This window comes from Mesorhizobium prunaredense, from assembly GCF_900156895.1.
Lineage (GTDB): Bacteria > Pseudomonadota > Alphaproteobacteria > Rhizobiales > Rhizobiaceae > Mesorhizobium > Mesorhizobium prunaredense.
This window is the reverse complement of sequence record NZ_FTPD01000026.1, coordinates 48190-68121: the sequence shown is the minus strand read 5'-3', so window position 1 is coordinate 68121 and position 19932 is coordinate 48190. Positions and strand designations below refer to the sequence as shown.

The following is a 19932-nucleotide window of genomic DNA, read 5'->3' as shown; positions in this document are numbered from 1 at the left end:
ATGCAACTTGCGAATAGGCTGCGAACGATGGGGGCTGCTGCCGCGACGCTTGTCCTATGCGGTCTAAACACGGTACAGGCTGAGGAGAGGCCGGCGGCCGACCTCGCGCCGCCGATTGAGGCGCCGAAAAGTAGAATTGCGGGTGCCAAGGTATTCATCGAGTTTGAGGGTGGTATCGCCTCCAGCGCGATGGCATCCGTTATTCACCGTTTCGGCGTGAAATCCAGAATTCTGCCGGTGCGGGTTTATCGCCCCGATGACACTGTCGGCCTCTGTCCGATCCTGGAATCCGAATTAAAGTTGCCCGGAAGAAACTGCACGACCGATCTTATCGGCTCCATCGTCTGGCTGAATAGGCTTAACAAGCTCGTGCTTGACCCGAATGCTGTCCAGCCCACGCGCGGTGTGTACCTGCCGGCGGTAGAGGCGTCGATAACCGAGATCACGCGAATATTCGACCTATCCAATACGGAGGAGAAGAATCGACTTGACCAAATTCTCAACAATCCGGGCTGGGGCGATTTTGTCGGACGCACGGCTGAGGACATTCTCGGCTCGAATGAGAAGAATGACCCGACGATTCCGCACCTTAATGAGTTGTCTATCAAGCGCATCGCTTGGGAGTTCCAAATATCAGGCGCCGAGCGGGTTGCCGAGGCGACACTGATCGGCAAGAGCCTTGCAACAACCAATCTGATGATCAGCGTCCAGAACATTGAGGGATTCGTAAAATCGAAATATGCCGCCTCGGCGACGAGTGTTTTCCAAAACTGGTGCGCAATTCCACCGGTCTCCAACAACACGGATGGAAGCTTCGCAGGCATGGTCGGAGGCCTCTACGACACCAGCCTCGCGGTTTCGAAGTCCTGTCCTCCGCCGCCGCCCCCACGCCCGCGGCCCAAGGTCGTGATGATGGATCAGCCGATCACACCGCATCCCGACCTTGGTCATGCGTTTCTTAAGGACGACGCTGCAATCGAGGCAGAGCTTAAGCAACTGGGCCCCGCCTGCCAGCCAGGTAACTTCGTTCGAGATGTCGATCACAGTAGCTTGCTTGCGACTATCATAGGGGCAAGCGCTAACAACTATGGCTTTGTCGGCATGGCCCCGGATGCCGTCATCGAAGCCTATCCTTGGAACCAGAAGCCGGAACTGAACAATGATCTGCGACGGTTTGTGGAACGGGTCTGGCCAAAGACGGAGGTGTTCCTGCTGGCGAGTAAGTTCGCACCTTATCCTCCGCAAAGCGCTGCTTCCGCTGTCGAGAAAAGACTGGCCGACAAGACGTGGAAGAAGGATGACAACGACAAGTGGATATTCCAGTTGAAGGACGACAATGTCAGGCTGGAGGAAGATATCGCCAGAACGGTCCTACAAACCCGTATGCTGCTGGTGGCGGCCGCAGGACAAACCCCTGAGGGTAACGCTCCCTTCGAAATACAGGCCGATACACCGATGTCGCCTCAAAATCTTGGCGACTTTGACAATGTGCTGGTTGTGGCGGCGTGTGAGGATTGCGACAAGCCGACCGCTCGCCTTTGGGCGGAATCCAACAGAGGCGCGAACGATGCCGACCGCAGTTTTGTCGGCGTGCTGGCGCCCGGAGGACAGAATGTTCCTTCCTACGTCTCCAACGGCAAGATTGCGATGACCCAGGGCGGCACTTCCTCCGCCGCCGCCTTCGTCGCCGGCCTGGCCGCTAGCATGAGCCAATGTTATCCCGACAACTATCGCCTGCGGCCCGGCGATCTCAAGGAACGCATCATTCTGGCCTCGCGGCCCGTACTCGATGGATCATCCCATGTCGCAGGCGGCGTCATCGACCCGTCAATTTCGATGTTGGATCCAGCCAAAACATGGTTGAAGCTGCAAACCCAACCGGTGCGCCCGGTGACCATGAAGCGATGGTGCAAAGATCATCTCAATTTGAAACCGACCGCTGCAGGGCTGCCCGACCCGTGGTTTCTAAAAAAGGCACGTCGTCTCACGATGGTCGACCAGGTAGGGTTGATCTACCAGTCCTCCGAGATACTACCGGGTGAACGCTACCCAGCGCGCACGATCAGGCGCAAGCCACCCGGCATCGCCGCGGAAAACGGGGTTGTCGCTGCCGTTCAGTACGAAGGGCAGGACTCTGAGTGCGCGGTGGATGTCGGTAGCCTCAAGGATCTTTTCCTTAGCCAGAACATGATGGAGTCGGGTGAGTGTTCAGCTCTTCCACTTTGCCAATAGGGTAGGGCCTTCTCGAATATTGGAGGTGAAAGTGCTCGTCGTTTCTCTCGCTCAAACTTCACGGCTGTCTATAGCATCGGCAGTGCTGGCGGCCATAGTGCCCCCTTGCTTAGCCGATGAAGTACCCGTTACGACTGAATTCGGCGTCGTGTTTACGCCTTTCGTGGACAGCCTTAGCAAGGGCCGCAATCGGATCCAGATTGACGCACCTGATTTTAATGTAAGCCCCCGCTATTATCGTTTGCGATTCCAAGTCACGAACCCTGAAGGCGTGCCCTGGACCATTACTATTCGCTCGCCCGGCGGCCAGATGCTGTCGACTTTCGATCAAACGGACTTGCGCTGCCAGTCCGAAGCCGGTTGCTGGACGGTGCGGTTGGGGTCGAGCTTGCCAACGGTGCGCTTCGACACATCGTCATCAGCGGCAGTGGCCAAGGTGCTCACTGGACTCTATATGCCGAAACAGGCGCAGAGAACTTTCTACTCCCCTATGCAGGGCAGCCGTGACGAACTGATCTCGTCACTCGACTTGCCCGACGATGACGAGCGCTCGACCTTGCAGGACAAGGCCGAAAACCTCGGCATGCTGATCGCCTCCGGGCCGACAGAGGATGGCAGCAAGGCAAACTGGTGCTGCAGCGGCGTTCGGCTGAACGGTGACCTATTCATGACCAACTGGCATTGCGGCGCAGCCAAGGGGTTACCCGACAGCGCCTTCTGGAAAACCAGTGGCTCTTTCAATTCCTGTCAGGCCAGCCTCGTCGACCTGTCCTGGGATCACGATTCGCAAGGCCGCGAATATGCGTGCCGCAGCGTCGAATTTGAGAACAAGAAGCTTGATGTAGCCGTCTTGCGCCTGGAGGCACTTGCCGACGGCCCGCTGCTGGCCCGCCCCTTGAGCTTGCCAGTACTGTCCACCGACGCGCTCCAATCGGGAGATCAGGTGATGGTCCTGCATCACCCGGCTTGCGAGCCGAAATCGGTAACACGAAATTGCGGGGTCAAAAACCCGTCGCTACCGTCGTGGATTGACGACCAGCAGGCAAGCGAGTTCTCACACAATTGCACAACGGAGAATGGGAGTTCCGGCGGGCCTGTCTATTCCGCCGATGGCAGCCTGGTCGGCCTGCATCACCTAGGGGCGAAGGAGGGAGAGGAGGACAAGGGAAATTTCGCGGTCAGGCTCGCCGCCATCCTCACCGCCATTGAACAAGAAAAACCGGCGCTCCACAGGGAAATTACTGCAAGGGCTCAATAGCGGTCGGCCGGCGGCTGCGTCGGCGCATAGACTGCGGGCGCGAAACGCCAGCCAGACTTTGAATTGCCCCATCGAACAATGTGGTTCCTGATCCGACTTGCCTACGCTCAAACGTCGGGGCGTTCACTGGGGGCGACCTTGCCGATCCATCCTCGGAGGGACACCCCGAGCCGCCCGCTACATCCTCGCACAAGGAGTGAGAGGCGGCAACGGCCGCATATGGGCTTCGTTCAAGTGATAGTAAGTCAGGCAGCAGCGTGCGAGAACGTCTGTCCAGGCAGCGTAGCTAGATGGCGGATGTCCCCCCGGGGGATACCTCCTCAGATGGCCGCTATCAGCCAATCACAACCGGAAGCGGTCGGTCCGCTCCTGATGCGGTGGACGGCTCTCCTCCCTCCCTGCGGTATGATCGCGGGATTAGAGCTGGAGGAGCGCTATGATGAGCAACGTTACGACGATCGGTCTGGATATCGCGAAGTCCGTGTTTCAAGTCCACGGCGTGGATGCGGCTGGTGAGGTTGCCGTTCGCAGGAAGCTTACACGTGGGCGCGTGCTGGCATTCTTCAAGAGCTTGCCGCGATGCCTGGTCGGGATCGAGGCGTGCAGTTCGTCGCATTATTGGGCTCGTGAGCTCATCGCACTTGGCCACAATGTGCGGCTGCTGCCGGCTCAGTATGTGAAGCCATATCTGAAGCGGCAGAAGAACGACGCTGCAGATGCAGAGGCGATCTGTGAGGCGGTGACCCGGCCGACGATGCGTTTCGTGCCGGTGAAGTCGCCCGAGCAACAGAGTGTGATGATGCTGCATCGGGTTAGGTTGATGCTCAACCGCCAGCGCACACAGATCTCTAACGCGTTGCGGGCGCACCTATCCGAGTTCGGGATCGTGGCGCCGATCGGGCGCAATGGAATCGAGCAACTGCTCGTAGTCATCAACGACGAGACCGACGCCAGGATACCCGCTGACGCACGGCTTTTGCCTGCGAATGCTGGAGGCACAGGTCCGGGTCGTAAAGGAACAAATCCTCGAAAACGATCGCCGGGTCCGGGCGAGTGCGCGAGAGACCGAGCTGGGTCGTAGGTTGATGGAGATTCCGGGCGTCGGCCCGCTGCTGGCGAGTGCGTTCGTCGCGACCGTCGCCGATCCGCACGCATTCAAGTCGGGGCGATGCCTCTCGGCCTGGATCGGACTCGTGCCAAAGCAGAACTCGAGCGGCGGCAAGGAGAAGCTCGGCAGCATCTCCAAAGCCGGTAATCGCTATCTACGCCAGCTGCTCGTCGTCGGCGCAATGGCGGTCATCCGCTATGCTGAGCGGAACGGGACCAGGCGGCCATGGCTCGTGCAGTTGATGGCACGACGAACAACCAAGGTCGCGGCGGTTGCCCTGGCTAACAAGACAGCCCGCATGGTCTGGGCGTTGATGACCGGCGGCGAGCGCTACAGGGAACCGGTCACCGCATAGAACGAAACAAGGCGCGCGATCGCCGACGAGGTTGGAAAGGGCGGACAGGAGCTAATGCAGCAAGCCGGTTGAAACCGCCGGATCAGGAGAACCCACTGGGGCCGTGCACTTCGAGTGCGAGCTTTCGATCGGGACCTGAGCCGCGCGAATGGCATTATGGCCAGCGGCACATGACAGGCCGCACCTATAGGTCGGATACATGGCCGCACCAACCAGCAACTGCAAACGCTCAAAGACCCCTTGCCAACGGAGAGCCGTCCATACACGGCCCCTTAGCGGCCTTTGTCGCTAGGTAAGACATCCTCGGGGATCTCGGTGCGCAGCTTTGGCCCTTGGGCGAGCCGTTTGCCGAGCGCGGCCACGAAAGCGTCGTAGCGTTTGCCCGACTGGGCGCGGGCCGCTGCCTGGGCCGGTTCCGGCAGTTGGGGGGTCGTGGTCAGCCAGAAGCGCACGAAGACGGCAAGCGTTTCGACTGTAATGCCGAGATCGCGCTCCAAGCGATTGAGGCGCCGGTCGATCTGGTCGAGCCGCTTCGTCATAGCCGCCTCCTGCCGCTCGGCCGCGTCGGGCGAGAGGAACGAGGCGATGGCGGCTTCGGCAACGAGAGAGCGCGAGAGATCGCGTCGGGTCGCGTGCTCGACAAGGGCCTTCATCACCGGCGGGTCGAGGTAGATGGAGAGACGTTGTTTCTTCCCGGGCTTGGCCATGGTCCGCCTCACAACATGCCATCGCCGGGGTCGAGATCAGCTTGCCGGGCAACCCTTTGCATGGAGCGGTTGAGGTTGCGCGCGAGGAGCGCCGGATCCTCGTCCGCATCACGATCGGCGTCGAACTCGCCTTCCATCACCGGCGCCGTCTCGGCGGTAACTTTGCTGCTCAACTCGGGTTGGCGACGCTTCTCGGATTCAGTCGAATCTTCGTCAGCACCCACGGTGATCGGAGGCAGGTCGCTTGCATCAAGCTTCGGGCGCTCTGGCATCGGAAGCAGGCTCCAGTCGTTGGCCGAACTTTGTGCGAGGTGTTCAATCCGAGGCGGCGGCAGAATGCGCTCTGTAAACCGGGCATCCTCGTAGTAGCGGGCCTTCTTGGTTCGGATCGGGTGAATGCCGGCCACCATGACGATCTCGTCGCTCGGCGGAAGCTGCATCACCTCACCGGGGGTGAGCAGCGGCCGGGCCGTTTCCTGACGTGACACCATCAGGTGGCCAAGCCAGGGCGAAAGGCGATGGCCGGCATAGTTCTTCATCGCCCGCATTTCGGTGGCGGTGCCGAGGGCATCGGACACGCGCTTGGCGGTGCGTTCGTCATTGGTGGCGAAGCTCACCCTGACATGACAATTGTCCAGGATGGAGTTGTTCGGCCCGTAGGCCTTCTCGATCTGGTTGAGGGATTGGGCGATCAGGAACGCCTTCAGCCTATACCCTGCCATGAACGCGAGCGCGCTCTCGAAGAAGTCCAGCCGGCCGAGTGCCGGGAACTCGTCCAGCATGAGCAATAGGCGATGCCGGCCGCCACGGGTATTGAGGTCTTCGGTCAGCCGCCGCCCGATCTGGTTGAGCAGCAGGCGGATCAGCGGCTTGGTGCGATTGATGTCGGATGGCGGCACCACGAGATAGAGCGTGGTCGGTCGCGCGCCGCCGACGACATCGGAGATGCGCCAGTCGCAGCGCGACGTGACCTTCGCGACGACCGGATCGCGATAAAGTCCGAGGAAGCTCATCGCCGTGCTCAGTACGCCGGAGCGTTCATTGTCCGATTTGTTGAGCAGTTCTCGCGCCGCCGACGCGATGACGGGATGGGCGCCGCCTTCGCCGAGGTGGGGCGTCTTCATCATCGCGGCGAGGGTTGCCTCGATAGAGCGTGCCGGGTCGGACAGAAAATTCGCTACGCCGGCGAGCGTCTTGTCCGTCTCTGCGTAGAGGACGTGAAGGATGGCTCCCACCAGGAGTGCGTGAGAAGTCTTCTCCCAGTGATTGCGCCGTTCCAAGGACCCTTCGGGATCAACGAGGATGTCGGCGATGTTCTGGACGTCTCGGACTTCCCATTCGCCGCGGCGAACTTCGAGCAGCGGGTTGTAGGCCGACGATTCCACATTGGTCGGGTCAAATAGTAGTGCGCGGCCGTGCCTGGCGCGGAAGCCGGCGGTCAGCTGCCAATTCTCGCCCTTGATATCGTGGACAATGGCAGAGCCCGGCCAGGTCAACAACGACGGGATCACGAGACCGACGCCTTTACCCGACCGGGTCGGTGCGAAGCACAGCACGTGCTCCGGGCCGTCATGTCGGAGATAGTCGCGCTCGTATCGGCCGATGATCACGCCGTCCGGACCGAGCAGGGCAGCCCCTTTCACCTCCTCCAACGTTGCCCATCGGGCGGAGCCGTAGGTCTCGACGTTGTCGGCTTCACGGGCGCGGAGGATCGACATGAGAATTGCCGCGGCGATGGAGGCGAAGCCGCCCGAGGCCGCGATGATCGCCCCCTCATTGAAAATGGTGCGGGCATAGGCGTCATAGGAAAACCACCACCAGAAAAAGGCCGGCGGATGGTAGACCGGCCAGCCCGCGAGATCGAACCACGGGGCGCCAAGCTGGGGCTGAAAGCCGAGCCGCCACGCGGTCCATTGCGTGGCCCCCCAGATCGCGGCCAGCACGATGATGCCGACGATGACGATCTGGCCCCAAAGTATTTTTGTTCCCGACATCGCCTTCTCCTTACGGAGTACAGGTCGGGCTATACAGCTTCATAGTTCAAGATCATCTCGACACTGGTCGCGTTGCGGCGTGCCGCGGCGAGGAAAGACAGATGGGGGACGGCGCTGCGCGGTTACGCAAAGGGCACGCCATCCCGCAACGAACCGGGCTCGCCCCGGTTGTGCTAGTCGCCACCGGCGGCGGCGGCCGCCTTGCGCAGTTCTCACTTTTTTTTCGCCGCCTCGGCCTTGGCCTTCTTTTTCCGCGCGGCACGCTCAGCCTCATCAGCAAAGATGTCAGGCTCTTGTCCCGCAAGCTCTGCCCAGGTGGTTTCAGGGGGGGAAACGGGAAAGAACAGCAGCCGCCGCGTGTTCTTGTAGTTGTTGTCCTCATAATGGCGACCGATCCAGGCGAAGCCCGGATCGAGGCGGCGAGGGTCCTTATCCTTGGGCGGCTTCTTCGCTGCAATTCGATTGATGGCGTCGCGGGAATAGAAGTGTCGGAAGATGCGGTCAAACTCTGTGAAGTAAATGTCCGCCACACGCTTGTCGCCACGGATCAGCAGCATATTCTCGTCGTTACCCTCGAGGGAGTTGACCGAGAAATTCGCCGATCCTGAGCAAATGAGGGGATCTTCACTGAGCGGATCGATCATCACGAATTTTGAGTGGACGAAAAAGACGTGCCCCCGGTTAATCGGCCGGGCCAACTCCTCGCTAATGTACCACTGGTCGAGTTCGCCATTGGCGACCGGGGTGACTTTCGCGCCGCCCTGCTTGTACTTGATAAACGTCTTTCCCAAGATGGCGCCGTTCGAGAACGCCAGGCGTCCGCGGTTTTTGAACTCGGCGTCTTTGACCGCCTTGGTCGATGGGTTCTCCAGAATGGCGAGCCGCAGGGCGTCGTTTTCTGCAGCGAGCCCGCCCAAGATGTTGTTGGCGACATTGAACGCAAGGGTGATGCCGGCGAATGAGCGCGCGTTGCGGATGCGTGCCGCATACCAGTCGAGCATGTTGTCGGCGATACGAGGTGAGAAGAACGGCACCGTTGTCGCTTCGCCGATCGCGCCGGACGGGTTGCCGGAAAGCGCCACGGTCTCGGCAACCATATTCTTGCCAGTGAGATCGCCTTTGACCAGTTCCCAGTAGGCGAGGTACTTCTCGGCCACCGAACCGTCCCGAACGACGTGACCAACATTGGTCTGTCCGAACATGCCGGTGTCGGTGAAGTTCGTCGATCCCGTCCAGACTTCCACGGGCTTGCCATCGACTAGTCGCACGATGAACTTGTTATGCGGAATGCTGGTTCGTGTCCGCTGAAAGAGGACCTGGATACTCTCGCCACCAATATCGGCAAATTCTGGGATCTCCGCCTTTTCAATGGCGTCGAAATTGGGGTCCTTGTCCTTCTTGGAGTAGTGATAGACGATCCTTACATCGACCCCGCGATCCATGGCGCGTCGCAGTGCAAACAGGACCGGGAGGTAGGTGAATTCGTAGGCACAAACCCGCAGCCCTTCGCCCACCTTCGCCGAATTGATGTAGCGGAGGCAGGCCTCTGCTAGACCGCGGGAAAGCCAGGCGACTGTGCGGTCCTTAATCTCTCCATCGTCGGAGACGTCCAGGACCATTTCCTCAGTGATCTTCTTGTTATCGTGGTCGGTCGCGTACGCGTGGCTGGCGATCGCACCACGGTTGAACCAAACGCTGTGCGTGCCCTCCCGTTCGGCCTCCGTCGTCACCTCGAACTGAACGCTGGCACCCTCCGTCAGGTGTCCTGGTTCACCATAGAGCGCCACCACTCGAAATGCCTGTGCCCGTCCGGGCCAAGCCTCATAGTCCGACCATAGGAAGGTTTGGAGGGGGTGTTCCCGCGTCGAGAACTCTGCGTCGGCGGGCGGCACGCCGTCGACCGCCGCCTCGAAGTACTTCGTGCCCGTCATCCATTCTGGCGGGCGGTCCTTTGGCAGGCGTTGGATCGCAAAACCCCGCAGACCCTGGCGCGCTCCCTCTGAAAGATCCCAGGCCATCAGAACGACGCGCGTGCCTGTGACAACCTTTAGGCGGAGTGGGCCGTTCTCGGCGGCGTAGCGCATGGGATCCTCCAAATATTTGAAATCTGGACGCTCATTCAGCAATGTTGCCAACAGTAACACGCATCGATTGTAACAATCCGTATCGCGGCATGACTCGCTCCACAGGATTCTTTTCGACGAACAGTAATTGCGATGGTGATCACCAATTGCTGGCGAGTGAACCCGGAGGCTTCCGGTGCGGGGGACGCGAAGATCGGCGCGGTCCGCTACAGGCTTGCTCACAAAATGCGCTAGTCTGTCGAAACTGCCTTGATCCAACAAAGCGTTCGGCGCGAGCACCATATGATTGTGCACCTGGTAGACGGCACCTACGAATTGTTCCGCCATTTCTACGGCCAACGGCGCTTCAATAACGGCCAGGACAAGCCGTTTGGCGCCGTCGTAGGCGTGCTGCATACCGTCCTGGAGATGGTCGAGGGTGGCGCCACTCATCTCGGAGTGGCGACGGATCATGTCATCGAGTCGTTCCGCAATGGGTTGTGGCCGGGGTACAAGACCGGGCAGGGGATCGAGCCGGCTTTGCTCGCTCAGTTCCATCCCCTCGAGGAGGCCCTTGCCGCGATGGGGGTCGTCGTCTGGCCGATGATCGATTTCGAAGCCGATGATGCGCTAGCTGCTGCGGCACACAAAGCGGCGGCCGATGAGCGCGTCGACAAGGTTTGCATTTGGACGCCGGACAAGGACCTGGCTCAATGCGTGCAGGGAACACGCGTCGTCCAGGTCGATCGCAAAACCAAGACGATCCGCGACGAAGCCGGTGTGCGGGAGAAATTCGGTGTGGATCCCGCGTTGATCCCAGACTTTCTCGCGCTAGTGGGCGATAGCGCGGACGGCTATCCGGGCCTCGACGGCATCGGCCGCATGTCAGCGGCACGACTCTTGGCCCGCTTTGGCTCCCTTGAACGGTTTCCTGACGACGTACTTGGCAAGCGGTACGCGACGGCTTTGCTGTTCAAGACCCTTGCTACGCTTCGAAGCGACGCCCCCACTTTCGAGGATGTCGACGACCTGCGCTGGATGGGCGCAACGGATTCCTTCGCGGCGTTCTGCGAGAAAGCGTCGGAACCACGCCTGCTTGAGAGAGCCGCCAAGGCCGCCGGCCAGGCAGTGAGCCACTCGCAATAGCATCGGCCACTGGGGCACCCCGTCGTTCAAAGGCCGATGCCTCGCTTACGATTGAAACTCCAATCGACGCCGGCACCGCCCCTGGCGATGCCGGAGACGTGCTGACCGAGCTTTCGTTCGAGCGATGGCGTCCAGGGCACGAGCTGGAAGCCCAGGCCGTCATCAATCATGGCGAACCGGCCCGACGCCAAGGCAAACCGCTGGCGGTAAGTACCAGTGACGTGTTCACCGGTCGCCGCCTTGTTGAATGGGCGGCCGAGTCCGGCGGCCAGCTTGTCGCCGAGCGCCTCGACTTCACGGCGCCGCAACGTGTCGAGCAGATTCCGCGCGAAGATCAGCCTGCTGCCCTGGCGTTGCGCGAGACCTTCCTCGATCAGATGCTCGGCCCGCCGTTCCATGGCATCACGAACATCGCGTCCGAAGCCGCCACCCAGGGCGAGGGGATGGTCGGATACGGCCTGCCGGTCGAGCCAGGTCGCTCCGTCCGCTGAAACCTGACGTTCGAGGGGGAAGTCCGATCGAACCGCGATCGCCACCCGGCGCCGGCCTTGCGTGTCGGCGAAGCTGCGTAGTTCGACGATCGAGCCGGGCGCACTGTCCCCGGCAGCATCCAGGTCGGGGAGCCGGATGTGGTGGGCGCGTCCGTCGACGCCATCGATCACGGCGTAGGCCGTCCCCTTGAGCTCGTCATCGAGTCCGCGGTCGATCAGACGTCCGATGATCCGTTCCTGCACGTCCTCGCCGGCAAGGACGAAGGCGGCAGCGCCGCGGTCGATGCCGACTTCGGCCAAGCCGCGATGGATACGTTTGATGATGTCGCCGCGCTCGCCCAATTCGCGCAGGGTCGCTTCCGCTGCTTCGGATAGGAACCATTGGCCATGGCCGATCTGGTGCGCGACACCGAGGCGTTCGAGGGTACGAAGGCGGCCGACCTTCAGCGCATGGTATTCGTCGGGCTGTTCGCCGGCGCGCGGTGCGAGATCGATGATGCCGTTTCGCTGACTGTCACGGTTGAGCTGACGATCGAGACTGGTCCAGCGCTCGGCCTGGACCTGGCGTTCGAGGGCGCGGCGAATATCGTGATCGGTGCGCGGACCGAGTTCCTGGGTGATGAGATCACGCGTCCGGTCACGCATGCCCTCCTTGATGTAGTCGCGCGCGATGACGAGATTCTCGCCGTCGTCGCGTACGCCGCGAACGATCAGGTGGACATGTGGATGTTCCGTGTTCCAGTGATCGACGGCGACCCAATCGAGCTTTGTGTCGAGGTCCCTTTCCATCTGCGCGACGAGATCGCGGGTGAACGCTTTGAGATCGGACATCTCAAGCGCGTCGTCCGGCGAGACGATGAAGCGGAAATGATGGCGGTCGTCCTTGCAGCGCCCGACAAAGTCATCGGCACGTGCATCGTTCGTGTCGGGACCGAACAGCCTGGCCTTCTCTCCATCCTGGGTGACGCCTTCGCGGCGAAGGTAGGTGAGATGCGTCGGCAGGTTGCCGCCGCGCAGATTCATGCGGACGACACGGGCCTTGATGACTGCGCCGCGCGAGCGCGCGGTGAGCAGCCGGTTCGCTTGGACTGATGCCCGTTGACCGCGTCCGAAACGCGAGCGGTTGCCGGGCCCGATCCTTCCCTGCCGGGTGACTGAGCCGCCGGCCTTTTGTGCAGCGGCAAGTGCCTGGGCGATGAAGGGTCGCGCGCGCTGCGTCTTGCTCGAACGGATGCGGCCAGGTCGGATACGAAACTCTCTTTGGTCGCTCATCTCCGCATCTCCACACATCGCGCTAAGGTACTGAAAGCGCTGATCAAGTGCCGATCTCGCGATGTAGGCGCCCAAGGCGCACATCTCAAAAATGTCTCGCAAGTCCTTGAAATATAACCCCCCACCGCCGCGCACCTCGCGTAGGCAAAATCAGGCGCGACCTCGGTCCACTTCCAGTCCTCGGCGGCGATGGCCTCGGATTCGACCTTCAGCTTGTCGGCCACCATCTGGTCGACCAAGGCGACATCCTGCAGCCAGCCACCATCGTCGCCCTCGAACAGGTCGCGCAGCACCGTGCCGCCCGCCTCGACATACGCTTCAGTGCCGATGAACAGTGCCCGCTTGTCGGTGGCACGGACGGCGCCTTCGGTCAGCATGCGCCGAATGGCGTAGGACGACTTGTCGTAGGAGGTTTTCAGGCGTTCGAAGACCTGTTCCTGGCGTGCATGGTCGCCCGACACGGTGAACGCTTCGAGCTGGGCGAGCGTCATGCCGTCTTCGGCATAGACGTCCAGCAGCACCGGAGAGACCGATGCGAGCTTGAGGCGCTGCTTGACCACGTTGACCGAGACGAAGAACGCCGCGGCGACCTCCTCCTCGGACTGACCCTTTTCGCGCAGGGTGAGGAATGCGCGGAACTGGTCGAGCGGATGCAGCGGCGCTCGCTGGACGTTTTCGGCGAGCGAGTCCTCCTCGGCAATACCGCCCTCGCGGACGACACAGGGCACTGGGGCGGTCCTGGCCAGGCGCTTCTGCATGACGAGCAGCTCCAGCGCCCGGAAGCGCCTGCCGCCTGCCGGCACCTCGAACATGCCGGTCTCCGCGCCGTTTTCATCAACGACGGGGCGGACGGTGAGGCCCTGAAGGATGCCACGCCGAGCGATGTCTTCGGCGAGTTCCTCGACCGAGACGCCTGCCTTGATGCGCCGGACATTGGACTGGCTCAGAACGAGCTGGTTGAAGGGGATGTCGCGCGAGGGCGACAGGGTGATGGTGGGCTTCTTCCTGGCAGTAGCCATGGGATGTACTCCGCGACGGGCGGCCGGGAACCTCTCTCGACCTCCAACCCGTCACGAAGATCGGCGCCGCCCTCTCACTCTGAGGGACGGCGCCGCAACTCCGGGTTCCCGGAAAGGCACGCTACCGGAGACACGGAAATCCGTATCGCCGGCTTTGCTGAATTCAGGCGGCCCGGTCGAGCAGCTTCTTGGCCTTGCCCTCCAGGTCGAGCCGGGCATCCTGGTGCGGCTTGTCCCGCGCGACGGCGGTGATGCCCTGCACGAAGTCGAAGACGCTCGCGGGCTTCCGTCCTTCTTCGGCGAGCACGGTCTCGATGATCTTCGCTGTGTCCGCCTTGGAGAATCCGCGCTTGCGGAGAAACTCCGTGCGATCGTCGTCGCTGCGGGCGACGATCTTTTCGCGCGCCGCCCGGATGCCGTTGACGAAGGGCATGGGCGAGGAGTTGGCGAAACGGGTCAGCGCCGGCGCCGCCTGGTGCGCGAAACGCGAGGCGGCATATTTGGAGTGGCGGATGGTGATCTCCTCGAAATCCTCGACGCCCCAAAGATTGCGGTTCTGGCACACGGCGCGGAGATAGAAACTGGCGATGCCAAGCGTCTTCGCCCCGACTTCAGAATTCCAGCAGTAGAAGCCCCGGAAATAGAGGTCGGGCGAGCCATCCGGCAGCCTGCCTGCTTCGATTGGATTGAGGTCGTCGACCAGGAAGAGGAACACGTCGCGATCCGAAGCATAGAGCGTGGTGGTATCCGAGGTGATGTCGACACGGGGATTGTAGATGCCGGTCGACCAGTCGAGCACGCCGGGGATCTTCCAACGCGTGTCGCCCGTGCCATTGCCGGCGATCTTCTGAACGGCCGCAACCAGTTCGTGATCATAGATGCGACCATAGTCCGGGCCGGTGACGGCGCGGAGTTCGACGCGCCCGTTCTCGACCTCGAGCGTCTTGATCTGCTCGGCGCGGTGTGCGGTGAGGCCATATTGCAGGTTGATGCCGGCGAGCGGTGCCGGAAGTTGGCGGAGGTATGTTGCCGGCGCGCCCACGATGCCGGCGAGCTGACCAAAGCTCCAGTGTGTCGGTGCGACCGGCCTATCGGCACCCGGAAGCACAAGGGCAAGCCGCTCGCCATCGTCGCGGCTGGCTTCCAACCGGATCGCGGCGCTGTCGACGGTGCGGGTCCGGCTGCGCTCGGACCGCCCGTGCACCGACGCCATCAACTCGGACAGGGACAGGTAGCGTTCGTCGGCCGGACGGTTGAACCACTCCGAGGAAACACGCCCGATGCGCTCGCCGCGGCTCGCATCCACCCTGTAGCCGCCGGGTGCGTCACGGCCGGCATCGATAGTCACTGAATTGTTCATGAGAGTTCTCCATAACGGGCGCCGGAAGCCTCTCTCCCAGCCCTTCACCGTCATGGCCCTGCAGACCGTCCTCTCACTCTCGCGATGCGCAAGACCGACACTGAGAGGAGGGGGCTACGCGCTGTCGGCGCCGGACCGCGTCAGGGATGGAAGCCCGAAGGGTGAAGACCCGCAGAGCGGGGCTTCAGCGCCAGCCGAGAGCCCGGCCCCAAGGGACGCCCATCTCGACTCATTGGCATTTCGCGATAGAGTGCGCGGCATGTGCAACGCTTACGAACAGCATGTGAAATGGGTCGAATACGTCCAGATGATGCAGGCGCTCGAGCTTGGCATCCCGACGCAACAGACCGAACTTGATCTGCCGGAAAGCGACGATATCCGGATCAACGACATGGCGCCGGTGATGCGCGCTGCCGGCAACGGCATGGAACTGGTGCCGATGAATTTCAGCTTCCCACCATCCAATCCGAAGGGTGGCCCAGTCTTCAACTACCGCTCTGACGGAAGGCATTTCGACAAGAGCAACCGATGCCTCATTCCCGCGTCGGCCTTCTTCGAGTTCACTGGCAAGAAATACCCGAAAGCAAAACATCGGTTCACGCTGAACGATGCGCCATTCATGGCAATCGCCGGCATATGGCGGGAAGGCACAGATGGGTCCAGCCCGGCCTTCGCCATGCTGACCACCGAACCTGGTCCCGATATTGTTGCTTATCATGACCGCCAAGTCGTGGTCCTGCGTCCCACCGACTGGGCGCACTGGATCTACCTGACCAAGACGGAAGCCGAACTGCTGCGGCCCTTGCCGGAGGGCTCACTCGCGGTTGAAACCGTTCGACAGGGATCGGACTAGGGCGGCATGGGTAGGCCAAAGGCCGGATTGGAGCTCATTCCAACCGGCCGGTTCCGACCCCAATTTGGTCGTAGCAAGGCAAATTTGGAATGCCGAATAGCGGCCGATGCCCTGCACGAACCCTCACTGCGCGATGTTGTGCTACATTAGTCTTCCTCGGTCGCAGTCTGGGCCAAACCTTCGGCAGCACATCAGAAATAGGAAAATCGGCACGGTCATCTAAGGCGATCGTGTAGGGTTCCTCTCGCGGAGCGGCATGGAAGAGTCCTGATCAGCCGATGAAAAACACCATTGCTTATGGCAGTTCGGACGACGAGAAATGGGAGCTGGCGTGTCAGTGCGCCGATTTCTACATTCGCACAGCCATAGCTCGTAGCTATGGTTTGAGAATGCTGATGGAATCCTCCTTCGATCAACTGAGGAGGGAGGTATCCGATCAACTCTACGCCCAAGCACTGGACTTCAGGCAAAAAACTTTCGAGGCTGAGAATTTCCATAATTACTGTCGACAATCCCTATTGGAACGCGAGCAGCAAGCTGCGCACCTCGCTGCTCGGACGGCTCGCTTGCCATCGAGTCACTCTCGTGCATGGAAGCGTGACTTAGCGAAGCATGTCCTAGGACATCACCGATATCAGCTCCCGGTGGGTCAGGGCGGCTTCAACGTCGGTACGCTTCGGGATCTTGGACCGAACGAGGCGATGTGGCAGCCGTCCCTGGTTGCCGACGCGATACCCTTCGCCGACTTCATGTATGTTTATGACTGCGGCTCGGATCCGATAGCAGGTGTGGTGCAGTCCGTGCGGTCTATAGTAGCTCGGCGCCCATCTCGCCGACTCGATATGCTTTTCGTGTCGCATTTCGACCGAGATCACATCTGCGGCATTCCTCATCTATTGCACCAACAAAGAGGGCTCCGGGTCGACACGATCGTGATGCCATATCTAGACGACATCGATCGGATGATCGCATTTGGAAGAAGTGTGGCGACTAGCGGCGAACGCACTGCAGAACGCTTCCACGAAGATGTTGTCGTCGATCCCGTCGGTACCATGGCTCGGTTCGGGCCGCGGCAGATCGTCATGGTAATGCCGGGTGACGAGGACGAAGGTGGTTCGGGCTTTTTCGAACTACCGCCCGCAGAGCCTCCTCTTTCCGACCCGGATGGTATGCCTTGGAAGGCAAGAGATTCGACGGGCTGGGGCAGTGCCTCACCTGCCGCACGCCGGACGCTCGACGGAGCGACCGTCGTGCGGCGTATCGAGTTCGACGTTGGCGGGGGCTCCGAAGGCGGATGGCTCTTAAAGCCACATGTAAAACAGGCATCTCGGCGAGACCGGGAGGCGTTCTGCGCCGCGGTGGAGGTGATCCTGCGATGGCCAAGAGGTAGCTTCCGCGAAAAGGTGAAAATCGAGAAGGAGCGTCGAGGATTGGTGACGAAACACCGTACCGCCGTTTCCCGAGCTTATGCGTGGGCGTTTGGCGACAAGAACGAAACCTCCTTGTCGTTGTACTCCGGGCCGGCCGAGCCACAGAAGGCCGGCGCCGTGCTGCGCAATTCGCGGACGTTCGCGAGTGCGCGCGTAGGCTGGATGGGAACCGGCGATGCGGGCTTCAAGGATCCGGAAACAGTGCAGAGGTTCCAGGATCATTATCGCGACGAGATAGATTGGGTTACCACCTTCATGCTGCCCCATCACGGATCAGAGAATAACTTTGATCCCTCACTTTTCGTGGTCGGTGCGGAGCTCTTTGTGGCAGCTGCCCAACCGATCCACTCGCATTGGAAGCATCCGGCGCCGGAGATCGTCAAAGCGATCAAGGCAAGCGGTGCCAGATTCCGCAGGGTGGGCTCGTCGCCAAAATCTCTTCTGGAGGAAAGAATGGTCGTTTTCTGGCCGGGCTGAAACTACGCAAACACTTCGGCTACAGATGGCAGGCATGTGATCTCGGCTATGAGGACAAGTGTGGTCCGATCGGCGCCGTCACCACCTAGCGCCGCTCTCGGAGATCGGCGAAGCCTATTAGGTCGACCCTATCCGCGATCTGGTGCCGCTTTGCGCAAGTTGTCATGATGTCGTGCATCGCCGCCCACGTATTCGTTAGTCGAACTGGAAGTGCGATCACCGAGCAGCCAAATCGCTCTTCGGCGAAGCCAGAACTTGCTATCGACCATATGCCAATCCAGAGTGACTGCTATCTTGGCATGGGCGCCTGTAAGCAGCCCAGCGGCTTACCACCCTAGTAATGACAGGACACGCAAGGCAGCGCTCTCGACTAAGCGCTCACCCGCGCCGCGTCGGATGACCGCTCAACGCCAAATTTCGGTACGCTCCACCAAGAGCAGCGCATTCCTCCACGTCGACACCCAGATCGCGCACCTTGTTCTCGATCTTGGAGTGAAATCAATCGGGTAGGTTGATCCACATAATGAACTCATGAGGCCGGTACTCGGCCGGCTCCGCGTCTTCAACGGGAATGGCGTCGAGCGCTTGCATCAGGAATGCATCTAGCCGCTTGCCGCCTATGTTCTGGCACCATACGTTCGGCAGGCCTCCATCAACGTGATCGAGCCGAAAATAGCCGGGCCTATGCGCGTGACCCTGCTCTTGCGCACCGGCATGGAGTACGGCGAGATGATTCATGACGATCACCCCGTCAACGGCATCGAACGGGACCCGCACGCCATTTACCTGATAAAAAGATTGCTCGGTCAGCAGACCTGATCGCGGGTAAATTAGCGCCGAAATGGGTTCATACACATAGGCGTCCCAGAAAACGACGAGCACACCGATCGTCTCCTTCGCGGAGAAGCCAGAGAACTTGCCATCGGCGCTTTCGAGAAAATCCTTCAGGACGTTGTCACGGGGCCACGTGACGGGATCGTTGGGGTCCGGTTTGGCGCGAAGGGCGTCCCCTAGGGCGGAGCGGGCGGGGATCTGTCGCGCATTCGCACCCCTTGCCGCCTGATGGTCGACGAGGGAAGGGCATTTCACCTCAAATAGATAGACACGCTCCTCGAGTTCAACCGCTAATTCTGGCCGACGACCGGTGTTCGGGTTGGCTGGTTCATGCCTGAAATTTGCGCCCGCCGGCCAAGGCGCTTCGACCAGCACCCTAAGAACCAAGATTTCGGCGAACTTCTGCAGCAATTGCTGGAAGCCCGCTCTCCACGCCGCTGGGTCCTGCGCCGCAGGCGTATATCCCGTATCGATCAGATCATCGACCAGACGCTCGCCCAAACCAGGCAACCGATACTCGCAGGAAGCTAAAGCTTGGATGAGAGCTTCGCCGAACTCCGTTACGCGACCTTTGTGGAGGTGATAGGTCAGCCAATGGGTTCGGCTACCGACGCCGGCACGATAGCGGTCGGCGAGCGTTTCCGAGATAACTGAAAGGTCTGGATTGGCCACGCCTTTCACATACTGGGTCAAACTTAGCCTCCAGCGCCCGTACAAACCTAGAATTGAGGCGAGGATGTTAGACCAAAATCCGCTCCGCTTCATCGAGTGAAACCTCATCTGATCGCCGGTCATAAAGCTGCGTGGTAAGCGTCGAACTGTGGTTCGCCATGGCAGCCCTCAATGGTGCCGCCATTCTTCAGATAGGCCGTGATCCACGTCGCGCGAAAGCTATAATTGCCGATCTTGTAGCGATGCTCGCCGCGGCGGCGCGGCGGGTGATTATTTGGTACGCCTCGGCCTGCGCGAGCGGCGTTTCCTATAATGCTTTCGACCTTCGGCTGATGGTGCAGAAGAACGACGATTTCGGCTTGGCGGCGAGTCCTATCACGTCGAAAGTAGGCGTGCGGCGTCTAGACGTGGTGGCACGTCATTCTATGCCGCTTGCCGCCCTTGTCCGCGACGCCGACAGGGTTTCCTCAGCGAGCCTTGAGGCGACGTCTGCTCTTACGCGAAGGCATCGCTCGCATGAGCGACCGCTATGGGGCGTTGCGGCCGAAACTCGTTGACAGATCAAGGGCAGCTTTCCCGGCGTAGTTACCCGAAACCTGCCATTCCGCTTCCCACCCCATCTCCGACGGCGCTTTGCGTTACGGCTGGGCACGGACGATGC

12 protein-coding genes and 2 pseudogenes are annotated in these 19932 nt (G+C 60.9%); 7 read left to right on the top strand and 7 right to left on the bottom strand.

Annotated elements, in window-relative coordinates; all coding sequences use genetic code 11:
- The 3 genes and pseudogenes from BQ8794_RS20720 to BQ8794_RS20710 all read left to right on the top strand — a co-directional run bounded on the left by BQ8794_RS20720 (window position 1) and on the right by BQ8794_RS20710 (window position 4953).
- Window positions 1–2232, top strand: a complete 2232-nt coding sequence (locus BQ8794_RS20720; RefSeq protein WP_143744635.1) for a S8 family serine peptidase — start codon at window positions 1–3, stop codon at window positions 2230–2232.
- 25 nt (window positions 2233–2257) lie between these two features.
- Complete coding sequence (locus BQ8794_RS20715; protein ID WP_143744634.1) at window positions 2258–3490, top strand: trypsin-like serine peptidase; 1233 nt, start codon at window positions 2258–2260, stop codon at window positions 3488–3490.
- Between the two features lie 439 nt (window positions 3491–3929).
- Window positions 3930–4953, top strand: a pseudogene (locus tag BQ8794_RS20710) (IS110 family RNA-guided transposase).
- A gap of 272 nt (window positions 4954–5225) precedes the next feature.
- On the opposite strand, the gene BQ8794_RS20705 reads toward BQ8794_RS20710, so the two are convergent.
- The 3 genes from BQ8794_RS20705 to BQ8794_RS20695 form a co-directional block, all read right to left on the bottom strand.
- The gene (locus tag BQ8794_RS20705; protein WP_077380546.1) at window positions 5226–5660 is read right to left on the bottom strand and encodes a ribbon-helix-helix protein, CopG family; all 435 of its coding nucleotides are present in this window, start codon (window positions 5658–5660) and stop codon (window positions 5226–5228) included.
- Between the two features lie 8 nt (window positions 5661–5668).
- Window positions 5669–7654 (bottom strand): conjugal transfer protein TraG, encoded by a 1986-nt coding sequence (locus BQ8794_RS20700; RefSeq protein WP_077380545.1) that lies wholly within the window; start codon window positions 7652–7654, stop codon window positions 5669–5671.
- A 212-nt stretch (window positions 7655–7866) separates the two neighbouring features.
- Window positions 7867–9738: a phospholipase D-like domain-containing protein gene (locus BQ8794_RS20695; protein ID WP_167378801.1), complete on the bottom strand. Its 1872-nt coding sequence runs from the start codon at window positions 9736–9738 to the stop codon at window positions 7867–7869.
- A 282-nt stretch (window positions 9739–10020) separates the two neighbouring features.
- Between BQ8794_RS20695 and BQ8794_RS20690 the strand changes: the two genes are divergently transcribed.
- Window positions 10021–10863, top strand: coding sequence for a 5'-3' exonuclease (locus tag BQ8794_RS20690; protein WP_077380543.1), 843 nt, complete (start codon window positions 10021–10023; stop codon window positions 10861–10863).
- 26 nt (window positions 10864–10889) lie between these two features.
- On the opposite strand, the gene BQ8794_RS20685 is transcribed toward BQ8794_RS20690, so the two are convergent.
- From BQ8794_RS20685 to BQ8794_RS20675, 3 genes and pseudogenes are all read right to left on the bottom strand, one after another.
- The gene (locus tag BQ8794_RS20685) at window positions 10890–12626 is read right to left on the bottom strand and encodes a relaxase/mobilization nuclease domain-containing protein (RefSeq protein WP_077380542.1); all 1737 of its coding nucleotides are present in this window, start codon (window positions 12624–12626) and stop codon (window positions 10890–10892) included.
- Window positions 12627–12766: 140 nt separating this feature from the next.
- Window positions 12767–13645: pseudogene (locus BQ8794_RS20680) on the bottom strand (ParB/RepB/Spo0J family partition protein); the annotation flags it as partial.
- A 163-nt stretch (window positions 13646–13808) separates the two neighbouring features.
- Window positions 13809–15005, bottom strand: coding sequence for a DUF932 domain-containing protein (locus BQ8794_RS20675; protein WP_077380541.1), 1197 nt, complete (start codon window positions 15003–15005; stop codon window positions 13809–13811).
- A 259-nt stretch (window positions 15006–15264) separates the two neighbouring features.
- Here BQ8794_RS20675 and BQ8794_RS20670 point away from each other — a divergent pair, with 259 nt between their 5' ends.
- Window positions 15265–15858: an SOS response-associated peptidase gene (locus tag BQ8794_RS20670; protein ID WP_077380540.1), complete on the top strand. Its 594-nt coding sequence runs from the start codon at window positions 15265–15267 to the stop codon at window positions 15856–15858.
- A gap of 278 nt (window positions 15859–16136) precedes the next feature.
- Window positions 16137–17765 (top strand): MBL fold metallo-hydrolase, encoded by a 1629-nt coding sequence (locus BQ8794_RS34945; RefSeq protein ID WP_143744633.1) that lies wholly within the window; start codon window positions 16137–16139, stop codon window positions 17763–17765.
- Between the two features lie 498 nt (window positions 17766–18263).
- Here BQ8794_RS34945 and BQ8794_RS20655 read toward each other — a convergent pair whose 3' ends face one another.
- On the bottom strand, window positions 18264–19292 hold the full coding sequence (locus tag BQ8794_RS20655) for a hypothetical protein (protein ID WP_143744632.1): 1029 nt from the start codon (window positions 19290–19292) through the stop codon (window positions 18264–18266).
- Window positions 19293–19429: 137 nt separating this feature from the next.
- Here BQ8794_RS20655 and BQ8794_RS20650 point away from each other — a divergent pair, with 137 nt between their 5' ends.
- Entirely contained in the window at window positions 19430–19828 is a 399-nt protein-coding gene (locus BQ8794_RS20650) for a hypothetical protein (RefSeq protein WP_143744631.1), read from the top strand.
- Window positions 19829–19932: the final 104 nt, after the last annotated feature.

What these genes read in the sequence shown, in the direction of transcription:
- BQ8794_RS20705 (WP_077380546.1), bottom strand. Translation starts at nt 5,660, where the DNA reads ATGGCCAAGCCCGGGAAGAAACAACGTCTCTCCATCTACCTCGACCCG.
- BQ8794_RS20690 (WP_077380543.1), top strand. Translation starts at nt 10,021, where the DNA reads ATGATTGTGCACCTGGTAGACGGCACCTACGAATTGTTCCGCCATTTC.
- BQ8794_RS20650 (WP_143744631.1), top strand. Translation starts at nt 19,430, where the DNA reads ATGGCAGCCCTCAATGGTGCCGCCATTCTTCAGATAGGCCGTGATCCA.
- BQ8794_RS34945 (WP_143744633.1), top strand. Translation starts at nt 16,137, where the DNA reads ATGAAAAACACCATTGCTTATGGCAGTTCGGACGACGAGAAATGGGAG.
- BQ8794_RS20685 (WP_077380542.1), bottom strand. Translation starts at nt 12,626, where the DNA reads ATGAGCGACCAAAGAGAGTTTCGTATCCGACCTGGCCGCATCCGTTCG.
- BQ8794_RS20670 (WP_077380540.1), top strand. Translation starts at nt 15,265, where the DNA reads ATGTGCAACGCTTACGAACAGCATGTGAAATGGGTCGAATACGTCCAG.
- BQ8794_RS20695 (WP_167378801.1), bottom strand. Translation starts at nt 9,738, where the DNA reads ATGCGCTACGCCGCCGAGAACGGCCCACTCCGCCTAAAGGTTGTCACA.
- BQ8794_RS20700 (WP_077380545.1), bottom strand. Translation starts at nt 7,654, where the DNA reads ATGTCGGGAACAAAAATACTTTGGGGCCAGATCGTCATCGTCGGCATC.
- BQ8794_RS20675 (WP_077380541.1), bottom strand. Translation starts at nt 15,005, where the DNA reads ATGAACAATTCAGTGACTATCGATGCCGGCCGTGACGCACCCGGCGGC.
- BQ8794_RS20720 (WP_143744635.1), top strand. Translation starts at nt 1, where the DNA reads ATGCAACTTGCGAATAGGCTGCGAACGATGGGGGCTGCTGCCGCGACG.